Raw genomic sequence first — 19,675 nt, forward strand, 5'->3', positions numbered from 1 at the left:
GCCCGACCGAACCACCCCTGGTCCGGGGGCCGGGAGCTCCGGCGCGATTCAGGGCAGCAGCTCCGCCGAGCGGCCGAGCACGATCCCGGTGACCAGCCGCAGCGCGTCCGGCGCGGACATCGGCTCCACCGACCGACCGTCCCGCAGCCGCAGCGCCACCTGCCCGGCCGACACCTCCCGGGCACCGAGCACCGCCGCGTACGGAACCCGGCGCCGGGCGGCCGCCCGGACCCGGGCGCCGAGCGATCCGTCGACGACCAGCTCGGCCCGCAGCCCGGCGAGTACGCAGTCCCGCCGGAACGCCTCCGCCGCCGCCACCTGCTCCGGCCCGACCGGCAGGACCTGCACCTGGACCGGGGCGTACCAGGCCGGGAAGGCTCCGGCGTGCACCTCGATCAGGTACGCGAAGAGTCGCTCCATGCTGCCGACCAGGCTCCGGTGCACCATCACCGGCCGCGCCCGCCGCCCCCGGGCGTCGGTGTAGCAGAGGTCGAACCGGGCCGGCTTGTCGAAGTCGAGCTGGATGGTGGAGAGGGTCGACTCCCGGCCGGCCACGTCCCGCACCTGAATGTCGATCTTCGGCCCGTAGAACGCCGCCTCCCCCGGCGCCTCGACGTAGGGGAGGCCGACCAGCGCCGCCCGGAGCAGGTCCTCGGCCCGCTGCCACTCCTCGTCGTCACCGACGTACTTCTCGCCCGGTCCGCGCAGCGACAGCCGGAATCCCGCCGGGCGTACCCCGAGCGCGGCGTGTGCGGCGCGGATCAGGTCCAGCACCTCGACGACCTCGGCGCCGACCTGCTCGGGGGCGCAGAAATTGTGCGCGTCGTTGAGCGAGATCGCGCGCACCCGGCTGAGTCCGCCGAGCACCCCGGACCGCTCCGGCCGGTACATCCCGCCCAACTCGGCGATGCGCAGCGGCAGTTCCCGGTAGGACCTTCCCCGGGCCCGGTAGACGAGGGCGTGGTGCGGGCAGAGCGCCGGACGGAGTACGAACTCGTCGTCGGCCGAGAGCCGCAGCACCGGGAACATGTCGGCGGCGAAGTAGCCGAGATGCCCGGACAGCTCGAACAGTTCGCGTTTGCCCAGCGGGGGCGAGTACACGTGCTGGTAGCCGGCCCGGCGCTCCAGCTCGCGGACGTACTCCTCGACGGCGTGCCGGGCGGCGGCGCCGGCCGGCAGCCAGACCGGCAGCCCGGCCCCGGACAGCGGATCGGCGTGGAACAGCTCGAGCTCGCGACCGAGCCTGCGGTGGTCGTGCATCTTCTCTCCCGGATCGGTACGGACCCGGCGGCGACTCCGGCCCGGGAACGGCGCCGATCTGGTGTGCACGACGAAGCCCCGGAGCGGATCGCCCCGGGGCCAGTCGACGAGTTGGTATGCGTCAGCGCGGCACGCCGGGGTCTCCCGGCGTCGTCGTCTCCCGCATCACGCTGCGCATGGCGGCCACGGTACTCCGGCCCGAGGCACCGCCGCAGCCCATTTCCGGGCCCTCCGGCCGAGCCGCCACCCATCGAACGATTGCCATCGATGTATCGATCGGTTGCAGCCGGCCGCTGTCGGATCCACGACCGCAACCCTCTCCGACTCCGCAACGTGTTTCGACTGTTCGATCACCTGAAGAGGGGTACCGATGATCAAAATCTCACGACGGGCTGTCCTGCGTGGAGTGACCGTCACCACCGCAGCCGCCGCCCTGATGTCCGGGTCCGCCCTCGCGGCCTCCGCCGCGTCTCTCCCCCCGCCCACCCCCTGCACCATGCAGACCCTGCCGGCGCCGGTGGACACCTACCGCAGCGACGTCGTGGCGATCGATCCCTCGGGCCGGTACATCCTCGGCTCGGCGATCGTGCGCCAGGACACCGACACCTACCCGGTGCTGCTCTGGGATCAGGGCCAGCTCACCAGCTTCGACCCTCCGGCGTCGGGCGGAGCTCCGATCGACGTCAACCGGTACGGCGTCGCCATCGGCAACGGTCCGACAGGGGTGCCGTCGCCGCCGTGGCGGTACCGCGACGGCCGGGGAGAGCTGCTGCCGGTGGCCGATCCGGCGGACCACACCACCGTGGTGGCCATCAACTCCCGTGGCGACATCGTGGGGATGGGCCTCACCCCGACGAACCAGCGGTACGGGCTGCTGTGGCCGGCAAGCGCTCCGGGCACCGTCCGGGTGATCGACACTCCCTCGCCGTACTCCGTCATCACCGGCTTCACCGACGACGGCACCATCGTCGGCACCACGGAAACCATGCAGGTCACCTCGTGGCTGCGGACGCCATCCGGCGTGCTGCGTCCACTGACCGGCCCCGACGGCGAGACGTCGGTGACTGTCGAGGCCGCGAGCGGACGCTGGGCGGTTGGCCACGCTTCGCAGGAAGGTGCGCCGGCCGCGCTGCGCTGGGACCTGCGGACCGGCCGGTACACGGTGCTCGACCCGCAGCTCGCCTACGAGCAGGCCGACGTCAACGCGTACGGCACCGTGCTGGCCGGCTCCCTGCTGCAGCGTGGGAAGAGCGTGCTGACGCTTCCCTCGCCTGAACCCGGCCACGGGGTCGGCGGTCGTGCTCTCGCCGACAACGGAACGGTGGCCGGCTTCCACAACCCCCAGGTGCCCGGTGGGGTACGGGCGGTGCGCTGGACCGGCTGCTAGAGGCCGGACAGCTTCCAGCCGGGCCGTCGACGCGGAAACCGTCGACGGCCCGGCGCGAAGCCAATCGTGCCGTCAGCCGCCCTGCCGCGTCGCTTCGTGGGCGAACAGCCCCAACTGGGTGCGGTTGTCGCACTCGAGTTTGTCCAGCAGCCGGGATACGTACCCCTTGATGGTGGCCTCGGTCAGCTGCAGCCGCGCGGCGATCCGGGCGTTCGACAGCCCCTCGGCGAGGCAGGCCAGCACCTGCCGTTCCCGCTGCGTGAGCTGGTCGAGCCGGGCCCTCGCCCGGTCGCGGGCCGCCTGTCGGGTGGCCGCCTCCGAGACCAGCCGGCGGGTGGCGCTGGGCGACAGCACGCTGTGCCCGCGGGCGGCGACCCGGACCAGCCCGATGAGGTCCTCCGGAGGCGTGGACTTGAGCAGGTAGCCGGCGGCTCCGGCGCGCAGCGCGCGGAAGACGTACTGGTCGGCGTCGAAGGTGGTGAGCACGACGACGGCCGGTGGTTCACGCAGCGCGGTGATCCGGCCGATCGCGGCCAGCCCGCCCACGCCGGGCATCCGCAGGTCGAGCAGGACGACGTCGGGGCGGTGCCGGACCACCGACTCGACCGCGGCGGCGCCGTCGTAGGCGTCGTCGACGACCTCGATGTCCGGGGCGGCGCCGAGGATGGCGCGCAGATGCGTGCAGACCATCGGTTCGTCGTCGACCACCACGACCCGGATCACCCGGCCTCCCCCCGTCCGGCGGCGGAGACCTGGGCCGGGAGGAGGACGTCGACCCGGAACCCGCCGTCGGGTTCCGGGTCGGCGTGCAGCACGCCGTCGATCAGGTCGACGCGCTCGCGCAGGCCGGCCAGCCCGCTGCCGGCGCCGGGGCCGGCGAGGGCCGGATCAGGCGGATGGGTGGCAGCGGTGTTCGTCACCCGCAGGCGTACGCCGTCGGGCCGGTACCGGAGCTCGACCCGGGCCCGGGCACCGGGTGCGTGTTTACGCGTGTTCGTCAACGCCTCCTGGACGATCCGGTACGCCGTCCGCCCCACGACGGGTGAGACCAGGGTGGGGCTGCCCTGCTCGACCAGTTCGACGTCGACGCCGACCGCCCGGGATTCGGCGGCCAGCGGTGTCAGGTCCGGGACCGGAGCCGGTTCGTCGACCGGGCCGGATCCGGCAGCCCGATCGGCGTCCCGCAACAGGCCCACCAGGTCACGCAGCTCTTCCAGGGCCGTACAGCCGGTGTCGCGTACGTTCTCCGCGGCACGGCGGACGGTCTCGTCCTCGGTGGTCATGCGCAGAGCCCCGGCCTGCAGGACCATGAGACTGACCCGGTGGGTGATCACGTCGTGCATGTCCGCGGCGAGCCGGGCCCGTTCCTCGGCCCGCGCCCGTTCGGCGAGCAGGTGTCGTTCCCGTTCGGCGCGATCCGCGCGTTCGCGCAGCGCGTCGAGGAGTCGCCGGCGCGCTGCGGCGTAGCTGCCGAGCAACGCCGGCACGCCGACCCAGAGGAGACCCATCAGGTACTGCCCGTACCGGGGAAGGCCGGTGGGTTGCCCCGACACGGCGGTCAGGCCGGCAACCGTGACGGTCAACCCGCCGATGGTCAGCCAGGCCGTCCGGCGGTCCCGGCCGAACGCCATGACGCCGTACGCGGCGAACGGTGCGATGGGCGGTAGCCAGGGTCCCGCCTCCGGATCGGGGTTCGCCCGCAGCAGACTGCCCGGGGAGGTCCACTCCACCGCCGCCATCGCCAACGCCGCGGCCACCGCGATCCAGCCGACCGTGACGGGCATACGCCGCCGCCACACCAGGCACAGCGCGGAGCCGGCCAGGACGGCCGTCGTCACCCCGCCGAGCGCCCGTGTGCTGCCCTGCGGGTCGAGCGTGTCGAAACAGGCGAGCGCGACCGCGCCGCAGATCACCGCGCCGTCGTAGAGCACCTCACGCCGCATAGCAACACGGTAGGCCGCCGGGTGCCGATTCCTGCTGTCCCGGCGACGAAAGTCGTGGCTGGCCGGCGGCCATGCGACTTTCGTCGGTTCGGGCCAGGACCTTGCCCGCTACCGCCGCCGCCCGCGCGCCGATTCGATGTCGACCATGAGTCGACTCGCGCAGTGGTGTGTGACGTACCGGTTGACGGTGCTCGGGTTGTGGCTGGTGGCCGTCGTCGGGCTCGGCGCGGTCTCGATCGTCGTCGGCACCGATTACAACGACGACTTCTCGCTGCCCGGTGCCGAGTCGGGTGCGGCGCTGGCGGTGCTGGAGGACGCGTTTCCCGGACGGGGCGGCGAGACCGACACGGTGGTCTGGCAGGTGCCGCCGTCCGGGACGGTCCACGACCCCGCCGTCCGGCACCGGATGACCAGCACACTCGACGAGATCGCCCGGATCGACGGGGTCACCGCCGTCGTCGGCCCGTACGGTCCGGAGGGCGAAGGCCAGATCAGCCGGGACGGGCGGACCGCGTACGCGACCGTCACCTTCGAGGCGGTCGTCCCCAGCCTGGCCGCGGTCGAGGAACTCGTGCGGACCGCCCACCGCGCGCGTACCAGCGGCCTGACCGTCGAGGTCGGCGGCCCCACCGTCGGCGAGATCCCCGGCGACGGGGAGGTGCACAGCGAGCTGGTCGGCATCGCGGCCGCCGCGGTGATCCTGTTGCTGGCGTTCGGTTCGCTGCTCTCCATGCTGCTGCCGATCGTCATCGCGCTGTTCGCACTCGCCCCGGCGCTGATGGTGATCGGCCTGATCAGCCACGGCATGGCGATCTCCACCATCGCACCGGTCCTCGGCACCCTCATCGGGCTCGGCGTCGGGATCGACTACGCGCTGTTCATCGTCACCCGGCACCGGGACGGGCTCAGGGCCGGGTTGGGCGTCCGGGAGGCGGCCACCCGTGCCCTGGACACCTCCGGGCGCGCCGTCGTCTTCGCCGGTGGGACGGTCTGCGCCGCGCTGCTCGGCCTGCTCGTGCTGGATGTCAGCTTTCTCGCCGGCATCGCGCTCGGCTCGGCGATCGCCGTGCTTCTCACGGTCGCTGCCGCGGCCACGCTGCTACCGGCCATGCTCGGCATCGTGGGTCGGCGGGTGCTGAGCCGCCGCGAGCGGCGCCGCCTCGCCGCCGGCGCGGCCGGCGACGCGCCCGCCGGTACCGGTCTCGCGCCGGCCCGTACCGGTCTGTGGGTCCGCTGGGCCGCCGTGAGCGCCCGCCGGCCGGGGCTGCTCGCCGCCGTCGCGGCGGTCGGCATGGTGGTGCTCGCGCTGCCGGCGCTCTCGGTGCGGCTGGGCTTCCCCGACCAGGGGATCGACCCGCCGTCGACGACCACCCGCCAGGCGTACGACCTGCTCGCCGAGGGGTTCGGTCCGGGTTTCAACGGGCCGCTCCAACTCGTCGCCGAGATCCGGTCGGCCGACGACCGGGCCGGCTTCGACCAGCTCGGCACCCGGGTCGCCGGCCTGGCCGGGGTCGCCGCCGTCGGTCCCGTCGTGCCGAGCCCGGACGGCACGGTCGCCATCATCGAGCTGGTGCCGGCGACGTCTCCGCAGGACGAGGCGACCGCCGAGCTGATCAGGAAACTCCGCGAAGAGGTCGTACCCGCCGCCGAGGAGGGCCGGACCCTGCGCGTGTACGTGGCTGGCCAGACCGCCGTCCTCGAAGACTTCACCGCGGTGCTCCGCGGCGACCTCCCGCTCTTCGTCGCGCTCGTCGTGGGTCTCGGCTGCGTACTCCTGCTGGTCGCCTTCCGCAGCCTCCTGATCCCGCTCACCGCCGCGGTGATGAACCTGCTCGCCGCCGCCGCGACGATGGGGATCGTCGTGGCGGTCTTCCAGTGGGGCTGGGCGGCGGACCTGATCGGTGTCGGCAGCGGGCCGATCGAGGTGTTCCTGCCGGTGATCCTGCTGGCCATCCTGTTCGGGCTGGCCATGGACTACCAGGTCTTCCTGGTCAGCCGGATGCACGAGGAGTGGCTGCACAGCCGCGACAACCGCCGGGCGGTCACCGTCGGACAGGTCGAGACCAGCCGGGTGATCACTGCCGCCGCCGCCATCATGATCTTCGTCTTCAGCTCGTTCGTGCTACAGGAGAACCGGGTCGTCTCGGAGCTGGGCCTGGGGCTCGCCGCCGCCATCGCACTCGACGCGTTCGTGCTGCGCACCATGCTCGTCCCGACGGTCATGCACCTGCTCGGTCGGGCGAACTGGTGGATCCCGCGATGGCTGGACCGGATCCTGCCACACCTCTCCGTCGAGCCCCGGGTGGTGCCCGAGAACGAGGAGAGGCCGCGCTCAGGTCGGGAATCGGGATTGCCGGGCAAGCCGGTATAGCGGGCCGCCGGCGCGGGACCCGCCGGCGGCCCGGTGGCGAACCGCTTCGACCACCGGAAACGGGGGACCCGGCGGGAGGCGGTTCGCGCGCGGACAACGGTACGCCGCCAGCCGCGCCGGCACCGCCCCGCGACGCTATCCGTACCACCCGTCCGGAGCCGCCCAGACGGGTGTGCACCGGAACCGTTACTCCAGCTCGTGCAGCATCAACTGCCGGGCCGCCTCGGTGATCGACCCGGACAGCGAGGGATAGATGGTGAAGGTCATCGCCAACTGGTCGACGGTGAGGTTGTTCTCCACCGCCATCGTGATCGGCAGGATCAGCTCGCTCGCGTTCGGCGCCACCACCACCCCGCCGACGACCTGCCCGCTGGCCGGCCGGCAAAACAGCTTCACGAACCCGTCCCGCACGTCGGCCATCTTGGCCCGGGCGTTGCCGGCCAGCGGCAGCATCACCTGGCGGGCCGGGATCCGACCGGAGTCCACCTCGTTCTGCGACACCCCGACCGTGGCCAGTTCCGGGTCGGTGAAGACGTTCGCGGCGACGGTACGCAGTCGTAGCGGTGAGACCGCGTCGCCGAGCGCGTGCCACATGGCGATCCGGCCCTGCATGGCGGCGACGCTGGCCAGCGGCAGTACCCCGGTGCAGTCACCGGCGGCGTAGATGCCGGGCACGTTGGTCCGGGAGACCCGGTCGGTGCTGACGTAGCCGCCGGGTGCCACCGTGACGCCGTACTCGGTCAGGCCGAGGTCGGCGGTGTTGGGGACCGAGCCGACCGCCATCAGCGCGTGCGAGCCCGACACCACACGGCCGTCGGCGAGCTCGACCTCCACCCCGTCGCCGGCACGCCGCACCGCGTTCGCCCGGCTGTTGTTGAGGATCTCCATCCCCCGGGACCGGAAGACCTGCTCTATCGCCATCGCGGCGTCGGGGTCCTCGTGCGGCATCACCCGGTCCCGACTGGAGACCAGGGTCACCTCGACGCCCATCGCCAGGTACGCGCTGGCGAACTCGGCACCGGTGACGCCGGAGCCGATCACGATCAGCCGTTCCGGCAGTTGGGGCAGGTCGTACACCTGGCGCCAGGTCAGGATCCGCTCGCCGTCCGGTACCGCGGTGGGCAGCACCCTCGGGGTGGCACCGGTGGCGATCAGCACGGTCGAGGCGTCCATCGAATACGCGGAGTCACCGCCCGACGGGGTCACCAGCACCCGGTGGGTGTGACCGAGGGTGTCCTCGCCGAGCCGGGCCCGACCGGAGACAAAGGTCACACCCGCCTTGATCAGTTTTGCCTGGATGTCGGCGGACTGGGCGAGCGCGAGCCGCTTGACCCGACCGTGCACGGTCGGTGCGTCGACGGTGATCGCGTCCAGCCCGTCCGAGTGCACCCCGAACTCCTCGGTGTCCCGATAGCCGGTCACCACCTCGGAGCTGGCGATGAAGGTCTTCGACGGTACGCAGTCGTGCAGTACGCAGGCTCCGCCCGCCCCGTCGGTCTCGACCACCGTCACGTCGGCGTCCAACTGGGCGGCGACCAGCGCCGCCTCGTAGCCGGCCGGCCCTCCGCCGATGATCACAATCCGGCTCACAGTGCTCGCCCTCCGTCGCTGCTCCCAGTGACAATCTTGTCCAGAACCCGTCCGACACGCACCGTCGTATTCTCCCCCACCCCTCCACCGGGCTATCGTCATCGCCGTGCGTCATTACGCCGCGTACGGCTCAAACCTCGATCCCGCCCGGATGCGTGCCTACTGCCCGCACTCACCGATGGTGGGCACCGGCTGGCTGGAAGGCTGGCGGCTCACCTTCGCCGGTGAGGGGGTCATCGGCTGGGAGGGTGCCGTCACCACCATCGTCGAGTCGCCCGGCGATCGGGTCTTCGTCGCACTCTACGACGTGCACTCCTGGGACGCCGCCCAGCTCGACGAGGTCGAGGGGGTGTCCTCCGGCACGTACCGGAAGCTGCACGTCCGGGTGGTCACCCTGGACGGCGAGATCACCGCCTGGGTCTACGTCTTCGCCGGCTACGAGGGCGGGCTGCCCACCGCGTGGTACCTGTCGGAGATCGCCAACGCGGCGGAGAAGGCCGGCGCGCCCGACGACTACGTGGCCGAACTGCGCTCCCGGCCCACCGGCACCGCCTCCACCTGATCCGCGCCGCGTCCGGCTGACCCGCGCCGCGTCCGGCTGACCCGCGCCGCGTCCGGCTGACCCGCGCCGCGCCCGGCTGACCCGCGCCGGTCCGCTACTCCGGGAGTGGGCAGGGGATCTCCACGGTCACCGTGGTCGGCCCGCCGGCCGGGCTGTGCACCCTCAGTACCCCGTCGAACGCGCCCAGCCGGCGCTGCACGCCGCGCAGCCCGGTGCCCCGGTCCGGATCGGCGCCGCCCCGGCCGTCGTCGGTGATCGTGACCCGCAGCACCGTACCGGTGTGCGTGATGTCGATCTCCACCTTGCTCGCTCCGCCGTGCCGGGTGGCGTTCGCCAGCGCCTCCAGCGCGCAGAAGTACCCCGCCGACTCCACCGGCGGGTCGAGCCGGCCGGGCAGCTCTCCGGTCACCCGTACCGGGACGGGGCTGTCCAGCGCCACCGCGCGGAGCGCGTCCGGCAGTCCCCGCTCGGCCAGTACCGGTGGATGGATGCCCCGGACCAGGTCCCGCAGTTCGGTCAACGCGGTCGCCGAGGCCAGCCGGGCCTGGGCCACCATCGCCTGCGCGGCGGATGGATCCTCCTCGATCAGCCGCTCCAGCCCGGCCAGGCTGAGCCCGACCGCGATCAGCCGGGCCTGCGCCCCGTCGTGCAGGTCACGTTCGATCCGGCGCAGTTCGGCCGCCTGGGTGTCGACGGCGTCGGCCCGGGTCTCGGTCAGCTGCCGTACCCGCGACGTCAGTTCGGCCGAGCGGGTCGGTACGAGCAGCAGCCGGTCGTACCGGAGACGCAGCCGGAGCAGGGCCGGGGCGAGCAGCACACCGAGGCAGGCCATCGCCAGCCCGAGCAGCGCGCTGGTCCAGCCGGGGATCCCGGCGAGGTCCGGCACGGCGTACGTGACGCCGTACCAGATGTACCAGGGGGTGACCCACTCGCCGGTGACCAGTCCCAGCGGCACCGCCCACGGCCACCACCACAGTGGCTGCCCGACCAGCCCGAACAGCCCCACCGAGACCAGCGCGGCGGGGACCAGTCCGAGGAGCCCGACCAGCGGGTTGGTGGCCATCCAGAGCTGGTCGCGCCAGAATGCCGGATCGGTGAGGAGCCAGCCGTACGCCTGGCCCCGGATCGCCGCCGCCCGGTCGTCGTAGAGGGTACGGCCGACCCGGTAGCGGCCGTCCTCCTCCGGTCGTGGCGGCTCGGGATACGGCCGGTAGGGCTCCGGGATCGTCACCCCGGCCCATCGGTGTCCGTACCGGCGGTAGCGGCTGACCAGCGGGCGGGTCACCCTCGACACCTGCGGCGCCAGCCAACCCAAGCCGACCATCAGGGTCACCAGGTTCAACAGGAAGCCGCCGAACGCCGCGAAGCCGAGGCCGGCCAGCCCGGCAGCGTGCCAGGCGGCGCTCGACCGCCGGCGCGTCCAGCCGGCCAGCCCCGACCGGTGCCACCAGGACCGCTCCGGCGGCTGGAGCAGCAGCCGGGTCCACCGGGCGTGCAGCCGCAGCGCCAGCGGCGCGACCGTCACACCGAGCACGACCAGCGCCAGCCCGAGCGGCAGCGCCAGCACCGGCGGCGGCGAGCCGACGACCGGGGCTGTGCCGCCGGTCAGCCCGAGGGCGCCGAGCCCGATCCCGGCACCGGCCAGCACCGGCGGGACCAGCGTGCCGAGACCGCCGACGAACGGCGTCAGGTGCAGCCAGACCCACTCGCGGAGCAGCGCCGGGTCCTCGCCGCGCCAGGTGAGTTCCATCAGGTACGCCGGCAGCCGGGGCGAGCGGTACAGCTCTTTCTCGTGCACGTACCAGCCGTCGGCCCGGCGCTGCGGCACCGGCGGTCCCGGGCGGTGCTCGACCGGCACCGGGACGCCGCCCCAGCGCCCGGCCAGCCGCCGCCCGAGGTCGGTTAGCCGCTTGCCGGCCCGGGCCGCCGGCAGGTACGGCACGACCAGGGTGGCCGCCGCCACCAGCAGTACCGACATCAGCATGCCGAGCAGCCCCAACCCGGCCAGGGCGAGGTTACGGACGAATGCGAGACCGTACCGGCGCAGCATGCGTCCAGTCTCGTCCCCGGTCGTTCACGACGGACTGTGGCCAGGGACCCGGCCGGGGTGTAGTTACCTGCACCCGGGCCGGGCAGCTGGACGCAGTACGGTCGACCGCCAGAATTCCTAGCGTTTCTCCCATGACAGTCATCGAGATCAGCAACCTGCAGAAGCGGTACGGCGACCAGGTCGCGGTCCGCGATGTCTCCTTCGAGGTACGGGCCGGTGAAATCTTCGGGATCGTCGGTCCCAACGGCTCCGGCAAGACCACCACGGTCGAATGCCTCACCGGGCTGCGCCGTGCCGACGGCGGAACGCTCCGGATACTCGGACTGGACCCGGCCCGGGACCGCACCGCGCTGCGCCGCCAGGTCGGCATCCAGCTCCAGGAGAGCCACCTGCCGGACCGGCTGAAGGTCTGGGAGGCACTCGACCTGTACAGCTCGTTCTACGCCGAGCCGGCCGACTGGCGGGCGCTGATGGACGAGCTGGGGCTGACCGCGAAGCGGAACACGGTGTTCAGCAAGCTCTCCGGCGGGCAGAAGCAGCGGCTCTCCGTCGCGCTCGCCCTGGTCGGCAACCCCCGGATCGCGGTACTCGACGAGCTGACCACCGGGCTGGATCCGCAGGCCCGTCGGGACACCTGGCAGCTGGTCCGGCAGGTCCGGGACCGGGGCGTCACGGTCGTCCTGGTCACCCACTTCATGGACGAGGCCGAGCGGCTCTGCGACCGGCTGGCGGTGATCCGGGCCGGTGAGGTGGTCGCGATCGACACCCCGGCCGCGCTGGTGGCCCGGGCCGACGTGCCCGGCGTCGAGCGGCCCACCCTGGAGGACGCCGTCCTCGCCCTGACCGGTCCGACCGCCAGCAGCCCGAACTGAGCCGGTACCACCCGACCCCAAGAATCGAGGAACTCTGATGAACACCACCGCCCTGCCCGAAACCGCTCCGTCCGGCGCCACCGGTGGCCGGCCCCGCAGAGGCCGTACCGCCGGCCGGAGCACCGCCAAGCTGGTCGTCACCGAGGCGAAGCTCTTCGTCCGGGACCCGCTGGGCTCCTTCTTCGCGGTGATCTTCCCCGCCACCCTGATCCTGGTCCTGGGCAGCGCCATGCCGGGCTTCAACGAGCCGAGCGCTGACATCGGCGGCCGGAAGCCGATCGAGTTCTTCCTACCGATCACCCTGGCCCTGGCGATCGGCACCGTCGCCCTGGTCAACCTGCTGAACACGCTCGCCGCCGACCGTGAGAAGGGCGTACTGCGCCGGCTCTCCACCACGCCGGTCTCGCCGGTCCGGCTGCTGGTGGCGCAGTTGACGGTCACCGTGGTCGCGCTGTTGGTCGGCTCCGCGCTGGCCCTGCTCGCCGGTCGGCTGGTCTTCGGGATCGAGGCCCGGCCGAACGTGGCCGGACTGCTCACCGCCTTCGTGCTCGGCTCGGCCTCGATGGTGGCGCTGGCCCTGCTGGTCGCCGCCTTCACCCCGACGAGCCGGGCGGCGATGGGCATCGGCAGTCTGATCTACTACCCGATGCTCTTCGCCGCCGGAGTCTGGACCCCCGGCCCACTGATGCCGGAGGCGGTACGCCGGGTCGCCGACTTCACCCCGCTCGGCGCCGCCTCCCAGGCGCTCCAGGACAGCTGGGCCGGCGACTGGCCGCAGCCGCTGCACCTGGCGGTGCTGGTGGGCTGCATCGCGCTCTTCGGTGGGCTGGCCGCGAAGCTGTTTCGCTGGTCCTGATCGCCCGCGGGCCGGGATCCGCGGGTCAGTCCAGGTTGGGCGGTGACATCCGGGCCCCGGCCAGCGCGGCGCCGAGCAGGCTGACCAACTCCACCCGCTCCGCCGGGTCGAGCACCCCGTAGGCCTGGGCCACGATGCGGTCGGCCACCGACTCGGACCAGAGCCGCCGCCGGACCAGCGGCCCGACCGGCGGGTACGGCGGTGACCAGCCGTAGGCCACCGCGCCGGACTCGCCCTCCGGGCCGGCAAGGATGATCTCCATCGCCGTCATACCGGCCGCACGTACCGCCATCAGGTTGGCACCGGAGTAGTACTCGAAGAGCAGGTGCAGCAGTACCGCCGCCCGGGCCGCCGGTGCGGCGTCGGCCGGTACCGGCATGCCGCGCCAGGCCGCGAAGAGGGGCATCCCGGTGGCGTCGGCCGCCACCACGACCGGCTCGACCAACTCGATCAGCCGCCCGATCGGCGGGAAGCCGGCCAGGTAGTCGATCCCCCAGCGGCAGCATTCGGCCCGGCTGACCTCGGCCACGGCGCTCGGGGTGGTCACCCGGACGGCGGCCTCCCAGCCGTCGGCGACCGCCTCCGGGGAGAGGATGCCGATCGCGGCGGCCACGGTCTCGGTCCGTACGTCGCCGAGGACCGCGCCCCGACCGGTCACCAGGAAGGCCCACCCGGAGATGCCCATCTGGCGCGCCCGGCGCAACGTGCGGGGACACTCGATGAAGGCGGTGCCCAACTTCTGCACGATCGGCCTGGCCGCGCCGGCGGCCTGCTCGGGGGTCAACGACACTGCCTTCCGGTCTGAATTCCGGGTTCCGCCCGCGTCACCCGGTTGAGTCTGCCCCGCGGACCGCGATTTCGGCAGCCCCGGCCCTCAGCCGCGCCGGACGACTCGCCGGGCACGCCCCGGTCGGCCCGCGAACCGGTGCCGGGTCAGGGCGTGTCGTCGCCGTCCTCCGCCATCGCCTCGACCGCCGCCTGCACCTCGCCGGTCCGGCGGCGGGCGGCAACCGCCGCCCGCTCGGCCGCCCGTCGCGCGAGTTTGCGCCGCCCGGAGTCCTGTTCGGCTACGGCCCTGCGTCGTTCCAGTTCGGCGAGTTCGGACTCGATCGCGGCCAGCGCCGCAGCGGCGTCCCGCTCGGCCGCCACCGCCGCCGCCAGCTCCGCCTCTGCCTGTTCCTGCCGGTTACGCGCCTCGGCCAGCGCCCGGTCCAGGGTACGGCGCCGGGCGGCCCGGGCTGACTCCTCGGCCCGGGCGGCCCGGGCGGACTCCTCGGCCCGGGCTGTCCGGGCGGCCGCCCGGTCGGCCGTGGAGGTAGCCCGCTGCCCACCCGCACCACCGGGTCGGGCCACCCCTCCCCCGGCACGCCGACCACCCGCCGCCCGGGACCCGTCGCCGGTGGCCCGGGCCGATTCCTCGGCGGCATCCTCGACCGGTACGTCGACGACGTCCCCGGTCAGCTCGTCGGTGTCCGGGCCGCCGACGATCAGCCGAAGCTGCGGCCGGGGTACCTCGCCGAAGCCGGCGTAGCTCGTCGCCCGGACCAGCCGGCCGGACCGGGCCTGCTCGGCGACCTCGACGTCGGCCAGCGCCGCGTTCAACGTCGCCTCCACCTCGGCCAGCGGCAGCTTTCCGGCGGCCAGCCGGGAATCCGCCTCCTCGGCGAGCGCCCGGGCCTGGCCGACCAGCGCGCCGACCACGCCCCGCCGCCGGGCGGAGAGTTCCCGTAGGCGGTCGCCGCGCAGTTCCCGCTGGGCGCCGCGGAGCGCGGCGGAGAGTTCGACCAGTTCGGCCATCAACTCCGGGCGGCGCAGGGCGAGCAGGTTCACCAGCCAGGCGGCCACGGTCGGCTTGCGCAGCCTGGCGATCTCCCGAGCGGTGGTCGGGTCACCGGCGGCCCGGGCCGCGGCGACCGCCTCGGAGCGGGCGGCGACGAAGCCGTCCGGCGGAGCGGCGTAGAGCCGCTCGACGAGGTCACGGGACAGGCCGGGCATTCTCTCGATCCTCCGGGTTCAGTCGCCAGCGGTTCGCAGGGGCCGACCGGTCCGGTGTGGACAGCGCTCGGTGCCGTCCGCCACTCGTACGCACACGTGGCCGTAGCTGGACCGTCGCATCGAGACTCCCCGGTCACCGAATCGTGATGTCCCCAGCGCAGTCTGCCGGAACCGGAGCGACTTCGCGGCGCGTCTGACGGAACGCCTCCACGGGGGCGGACGAACGGGAGGGAACATGACCAGACAGAGCGATACCATGCCCGGGGCGGCTCGTCGCCGCCGGGCTGGACTGCTGGGCGCGGTGGCGCTGGCTGCCACCCTGGTGCTGGCCGGCTGCGGTGCCGAAGGCCGGGACAGCAGCTCCGGCAGCTCGGTCGCGGACGCACCGGCCGCGGGCGGCGCCGAGCAGGGACAGCCCGGCGTGGCCGAGGTGCCGCTGGCCGGTGACGGTAAACCCCGGGCCGGCCAGCCGGCGAAGGAACCCCCGACGGAACTGGGAGTCGGCCAGCGGGCGATCGTCTACACCGGCTCCGTCACGGTACGGGTGGACGACGTGGACGCGGCGGCGGCCCGGGCGGTGGGCATCGTGAACGGGGCCGGCGGCTTCGTCGGCGGCGACAACCGGAGCAGCGACGCGTCCCGTTCCGAGGCGACCCTGCAACTGCGGGTCCCGGCCGACCGGTTCGCCGCGGTGGTGGACGAGGTCGCCCGGCTCGGCGAGCAGTTGCGTCGGGACGTGAAGACCGACGACGTCACCGAGGAGACCCTCGACCTGGACGCCCGGATCGCCACCCAGCGGGCGAGGGTGGAGAGCGGCCGGCGGCTGCTGGCCCAGGCGAAGTCCCTGTCGGACCTGGTGATGCTGGAGAGCGAGCTGGCCAAGCGGGAGGCGGACCTCGCCTCGCTGGAGGCGAAGAAGCGCCGGCTGGCTGACCTGACCGCGCTCTCCACGGTCACCGCCGTACTGCTCGGCCCGAACGCGCAGGCGCCGGAGGACGACGAGCCGGCGACCGGGTTCCTGGCCGGGCTGAAGGGCGGCTGGAAGGCGTTCGTCGTGTCGCTGCGGATTCTGCTGACCGTGCTGGGTGCGCTGCTGCCGTGGGCCGTCGCGCTGGGCCTGCCGGCGTTCGGTGTGGTCTGGCTGGTCCGCCGGTTCCGGGGCCGCTCCCGGCCGACTCCACCGGCTCCGCCGACTCCGCCCCGGGGCACGCCCACGGTCCCGACCCAGGCGCCGGCCCCGCCCGGCTGAGTCCTTGCCGTTGCGGGTCCGGGCCTTTCGTTCGGGCGGCGTACGGTGCCGGTGGATCAGTCCGCCAGCGCCTTGAGCGCGGTCTGCACCAGCAGCCGTACGCCGACCCCGATCGCCCGCTCGTCCACGTCGAACGTCGCCCGGTGCAGGTCGACGTTGGCGGCCGTCCGCCCGACGCCGAGCCGGGCCAGCGCCCCCGGTACGTGCTCCAGATACCAGGAGAAGTCCTCGCCCCCCATGCTCTGCGGGGTCTCGGCGACAGCGGCCGGGCCGGCCGACGCGGCCGTCGCGGCGGCCAGCACCCGGATCGCCCCGGCGTCGTTGACCACCGGAGGGCGTCCGCGCAGGTACTCGACGTCCACGGTGGCGCCGGTCGGGGCGATCACGTCCCGGACCACCTGCGCGACGATCTTCGGCGCCTGGTCCCAGGTGTCCCGGTCCAGCACCCGCAGCGTGCCGGCCGCCATCGCCTCGTTCGGGATGACGTTGTACTGGGTACCGGCGGAGGCCTGTCCGAAGACCAGCAGCAGTCCACTGTTCGCCGGAACCCGGCGGTTGACCAGCGCCGGTACCTCGGTGACCAGCCGGCCCAGCGCGTCGACCAGGTCCACGGTCAGGTGTGGCCGGGCGGTGTGTCCGCCGGGTCCGCCGAGCCGGACGGTGATGTTGTCCGCCGCCGCGGTGATCGGGCCGACCCGGAGGCCGACCCGGCCGACCGGCAGGTTCGGGTCGCAGTGCAGGGCGAAGATCTGGGTCACGTCGGTCAGTCCGCCGGCCTCGATGACCTCCAGCGAGCCGCAGGGCAGGATCTCCTCGGCCGGCTGGAAGATCAGCCGGACCCGCCCGTCCAGCTTGCCCCGCCGGGCGAGCTGGGCCAGCAGCAGTCCGACCCCGAGCAGCACGGTGGTGTGCACGTCGTGCCCGCAGGCGTGGCAGGCTCCGTCCACCGTGGACCGATAGGGTACGTCCTTGACGTCGGTCAGCGGCAGTGCGTCGAGATCGGCCCGGAGTGCGACCACCGGCCCGGAGGGCCGCCCGTCGATGTCGCAGATCACCCCGTTGCCCTTCGGCAGCAGGCGCGGCTCCAGGCCGGCCAACGCCAGTTCCCGGGCGATCAGCGCGGCGGTGTCGAACTCCTGGCCGGAGAGTTCCGGGTGGGCGTGCAGGAACCGGCGGGTCGCGATCAGATCGGACAGCCGGGCGTCGAGCATCCGGTCGAGCCCGAAGGGCAGGGGCCCGGCCCCGGGCGGCGTCTCGGATTCCGACGACGCCGGCTGGCTGCCGGTGGGCAGTTGCAACGCACTCGTCACGTCGAATTCTCGATCACTGTGGATGGGATGGGACTCGGACAGCCTAGACCGCCGACGGTGACGCTGCGCAACCTCGTTCTGGTAGTGATCAGACAGCACAGCGTCACGAAATCCCTGGTAGGAGCGTCGAGCGACGGGCGGAACGCTGCCTATCCCGCCGTCAGACCCCGCCATCTGTGCCACACCTCCTACAACGCGTGACGGTTTCACCGGTCACGATCAAGCTCGGCAGCAGCGCCGCCCGTCCGGTTTGTCGAGTTGTCCGACGGTCCTGCGCGCAGGTGACGGTGCGGCACCACCGGGTGGGATGGCGGGCGTCCCAGGGTGACAGTTGGTGTCAAACGGACCGCGCACAGGCTGTCCGTCATCCACCGGCGGGGCCGGGCAACCTCCCGTTACCCGAAAAACCGCCCTGACACTCCACGGACCGCCGATCACTCCTCGGGCAGCCCCGACCAGCCCCGGCCGAGCGGCCCAGGCCGGAGACGTCCCGGGGCGGTGGCGGGCGGGTCAGAACCGGTCGCTCGGCCGGTACGTCCCCCACACCTCGCGCAGCACGCCGCAGACCTCGCCGATGGTGGCCCGGGCCCGCAGCGCCTCCTTCATCGGATAGAGCACGTTCTCGGTACCCGAGGCGACCGTGCGCAGGTCGGCGAGGGCGCGCTCGACGGCGGTGGCGTCCCGGTCGGCCCGCAGCCGGGCCAGCCGTTCGCGCTGGGCCGCCTCGATCGCCGGGTCGACCCGGAGCGGCTGGTACGGCTCCTCGTCGTCGACGGTGAACCGGTTGACCCCGACCACCACCCGGTCACCGGACTCGATCTCCTGCGCCACCCGGTACGCCGACGCCTCGATCTCGCGCTTCTGGAAGCCCGCCTCGATCGCCTCCACCGCCGAGCCGTACTCGGCGACCCGGCCCATCAGCTCGCGTACCCCGGCCTCGATCTCGTCCGTCATCGACTCCACCACGTAGGAGCCGGCGAACGGGTCCACCGTGGCGGTCAGGTCGGTCTCGTACGCCAGCACCTGCTGGGTACGCAGCGCCAGCCGGGCCGCCTTCTCGGTGGGCAGCGCGATCGCCTCGTCGAAGCTGTTGGTGTGCAACGACTGGGTGCCGCCGAGCACCGCCGCCAGGCCCTGCACGGCGACCCGCACCAGGTTCACCTCCGGCTGCTGTGCGGTGAGCTGCACCCCGGCGGTCTGGGTGTGGAAACGCAGCATCAGCGACTTCGGGTTCTGCGCGCCGAACTCGTCCCGCATCAGGTGGGCCCAGATCCGCCGGGCGGCCCGGAACTTCGCCACCTCCTCCAGCAGGGTGGTCCGGGCCACGAAGAAGAACGACAGCCGGGGCGCGAAGTCGTCCACGGCGAGGCCGGCGGCGATCGCGGCGCGGACGTACTCGAGGCCGTTGGCCAGGGTGAAGGCGATCTCCTGCACCGGGGTCGCCCCGGCCTCCGCCATGTGGTAGCCGGAGATCGAGATGGTGTTCCACCTCGGCACCTCCTTGCGGCAGTAGCCGAAGGTGTCGGCGACCAGCCGCAGCGACGGCTTGGGCGGGAAGATGTACGTGCCCCGGGCGATGTACTCCTTCAGGATGTCGTTCTGGATCGTCCCGTTCAGCGCCGAGCCGGACACCCCGGACTCCTCCGCCACCAGTTGGTAGAGGAGCAGCAGCACCGAGCCGGGGGCGTTGATGGTCATCGAGGTGGAGACCCGGTCCAGCGGGATGCCGGCGAAGAGGGCCCGCATGTCGTCGATCGAGTCGATCGCCACGCCGACCTTGCCGACCTCGCCCTGCGCGATCGGCTGGTCGGAGTCGTAGCCCATCTGGGTGGGCAGGTCGAAGGCGACCGAGAGCCCCATCGTGCCGGCGGCGAGCAGCTGGTGGTAGCGGGCGTTCGACTCGGTGGCGGTGCCGAAGCCGGCGTACTGGCGCATGGTCCACGGCCGCGACGTGTACATCGTCGGGTAGACGCCCCGGGCGTAGGGAAATTCGCCGGGCGCACCGAGCCGGGCGTCCAAACCCTCCGGTACGTCGGCGGCGTCGTAGATCGTCTTGATCGGGAAACCCGACTCGCTCGACCGGCCTTCACTCATGAACCGCATGGTAGGCCCGATCTGGCGACGCGTCTGAGCTGGGCCGACCCGGCTGGGCCGGATGGTGCGCCCGAAAGGGCTCGGCCGGCTCGGCCCGGCCGTCGGGCCGGGTGAGCGGACCGGCACTCACCGTCGA

At 73.0% G+C, this 19,675-nt stretch carries 14 protein-coding genes and 1 pseudogene; 6 read left to right on the forward strand and 9 right to left on the reverse strand.

From position 1 onward, the window contains the following. Positions 1 to 48 precede the first annotated feature (48 nt). Positions 49 to 1,260, reverse strand: a complete 1,212-nt coding sequence (gene thrS, locus EV371_RS29810) for a threonine--tRNA ligase (protein ID WP_130464978.1) — start codon at positions 1,258 to 1,260, stop codon at positions 49 to 51. Between the two features lie 406 nt (positions 1,261 to 1,666). Between thrS and EV371_RS29815 the strand changes: the two genes are divergently transcribed. Next, positions 1,667 to 2,647 (forward strand): hypothetical protein, encoded by a 981-nt coding sequence (locus EV371_RS29815; RefSeq protein ID WP_130464979.1) that lies wholly within the window; start codon positions 1,667 to 1,669, stop codon positions 2,645 to 2,647. 72 nt (positions 2,648 to 2,719) lie between these two features. Here EV371_RS29815 and EV371_RS29820 read toward each other — a convergent pair whose 3' ends face one another. Together EV371_RS29820 and EV371_RS29825 are read right to left on the reverse strand one after the other, a co-directional pair. Then, the gene (locus EV371_RS29820) at positions 2,720 to 3,370 is read right to left on the reverse strand and encodes a response regulator transcription factor (RefSeq protein WP_130464980.1); all 651 of its coding nucleotides are present in this window, start codon (positions 3,368 to 3,370) and stop codon (positions 2,720 to 2,722) included. Further along, the gene (locus EV371_RS29825; protein ID WP_130464981.1) at positions 3,367 to 4,590 is read right to left on the reverse strand and encodes a sensor histidine kinase; all 1,224 of its coding nucleotides are present in this window, start codon (positions 4,588 to 4,590) and stop codon (positions 3,367 to 3,369) included. The genes EV371_RS29820 and EV371_RS29825 overlap by 4 nt, the downstream gene beginning before the upstream one ends. Positions 4,591 to 4,735: 145 nt before the next feature. Here EV371_RS29825 and EV371_RS29830 point away from each other — a divergent pair, with 145 nt between their 5' ends. After that, positions 4,736 to 6,961, forward strand: coding sequence for an MMPL family transporter (locus EV371_RS29830; RefSeq protein ID WP_130464982.1), 2,226 nt, complete (start codon positions 4,736 to 4,738; stop codon positions 6,959 to 6,961). 186 nt (positions 6,962 to 7,147) lie between these two features. On the opposite strand, the gene EV371_RS29835 is transcribed toward EV371_RS29830, so the two are convergent. After that, positions 7,148 to 8,551, reverse strand: a complete 1,404-nt coding sequence (locus EV371_RS29835) for an NAD(P)H-quinone dehydrogenase (RefSeq protein WP_130464983.1) — start codon at positions 8,549 to 8,551, stop codon at positions 7,148 to 7,150. Positions 8,552 to 8,657: 106 nt separating this feature from the next. On the opposite strand from EV371_RS29835, the gene EV371_RS29840 reads away from it, so the two are divergent. After that, positions 8,658 to 9,113, forward strand: a complete 456-nt coding sequence (locus EV371_RS29840; protein WP_130464984.1) for a gamma-glutamylcyclotransferase — start codon at positions 8,658 to 8,660, stop codon at positions 9,111 to 9,113. A 94-nt stretch (positions 9,114 to 9,207) separates the two neighbouring features. Here EV371_RS29840 and EV371_RS29845 read toward each other — a convergent pair whose 3' ends face one another. Next, positions 9,208 to 11,163 carry a histidine kinase gene (locus EV371_RS29845; protein ID WP_130464985.1) on the reverse strand — a complete coding sequence of 652 codons (1,956 nt, stop codon included), beginning with the start codon at positions 11,161 to 11,163 and terminating at the stop codon, positions 9,208 to 9,210. Positions 11,164 to 11,294: 131 nt separating this feature from the next. Between EV371_RS29845 and EV371_RS29850 the strand changes: the two are divergent. Both EV371_RS29850 and EV371_RS29855 read left to right on the forward strand, forming a co-directional pair. Then, a pseudogene (locus tag EV371_RS29850) lies at positions 11,295 to 11,951 on the forward strand (ABC transporter ATP-binding protein); the annotation flags it as partial. A 121-nt stretch (positions 11,952 to 12,072) separates the two neighbouring features. Next, positions 12,073 to 12,891, forward strand: coding sequence for an ABC transporter permease (locus EV371_RS29855; protein WP_130464987.1), 819 nt, complete (start codon positions 12,073 to 12,075; stop codon positions 12,889 to 12,891). A 25-nt stretch (positions 12,892 to 12,916) separates the two neighbouring features. On the opposite strand, the gene EV371_RS29860 is transcribed toward EV371_RS29855, so the two are convergent. Next, a complete protein-coding gene (locus tag EV371_RS29860; RefSeq protein ID WP_130464988.1) occupies positions 12,917 to 13,675 on the reverse strand; it encodes an SCO6745 family protein in 759 nt (252 codons plus the stop codon). A gap of 149 nt (positions 13,676 to 13,824) precedes the next feature. Continuing rightward, positions 13,825 to 14,886, reverse strand: coding sequence for a hypothetical protein (locus EV371_RS29865; protein WP_130464989.1), 1,062 nt, complete (start codon positions 14,884 to 14,886; stop codon positions 13,825 to 13,827). Between the two features lie 235 nt (positions 14,887 to 15,121). Here EV371_RS29865 and EV371_RS29870 point away from each other — a divergent pair, with 235 nt between their 5' ends. Next, on the forward strand, positions 15,122 to 16,135 hold the full coding sequence (locus tag EV371_RS29870; protein ID WP_486484846.1) for a DUF4349 domain-containing protein: 1,014 nt from the start codon (positions 15,122 to 15,124) through the stop codon (positions 16,133 to 16,135). A 56-nt stretch (positions 16,136 to 16,191) separates the two neighbouring features. Here the strand turns inward: EV371_RS29870 and EV371_RS29875 are convergent, their stop codons facing one another. After that, positions 16,192 to 17,445 (reverse strand): amidohydrolase, encoded by a 1,254-nt coding sequence (locus EV371_RS29875; protein WP_130464990.1) that lies wholly within the window; start codon positions 17,443 to 17,445, stop codon positions 16,192 to 16,194. A gap of 510 nt (positions 17,446 to 17,955) precedes the next feature. Next, the gene (locus tag EV371_RS29880) at positions 17,956 to 19,539 is read right to left on the reverse strand and encodes a methylmalonyl-CoA mutase family protein (protein WP_130464991.1); all 1,584 of its coding nucleotides are present in this window, start codon (positions 19,537 to 19,539) and stop codon (positions 17,956 to 17,958) included. Between the last annotated feature and the right edge of the window lie 136 nt (positions 19,540 to 19,675).

The sequence above is a fragment of the Plantactinospora sp. CNZ321 genome (assembly GCF_004217235.1).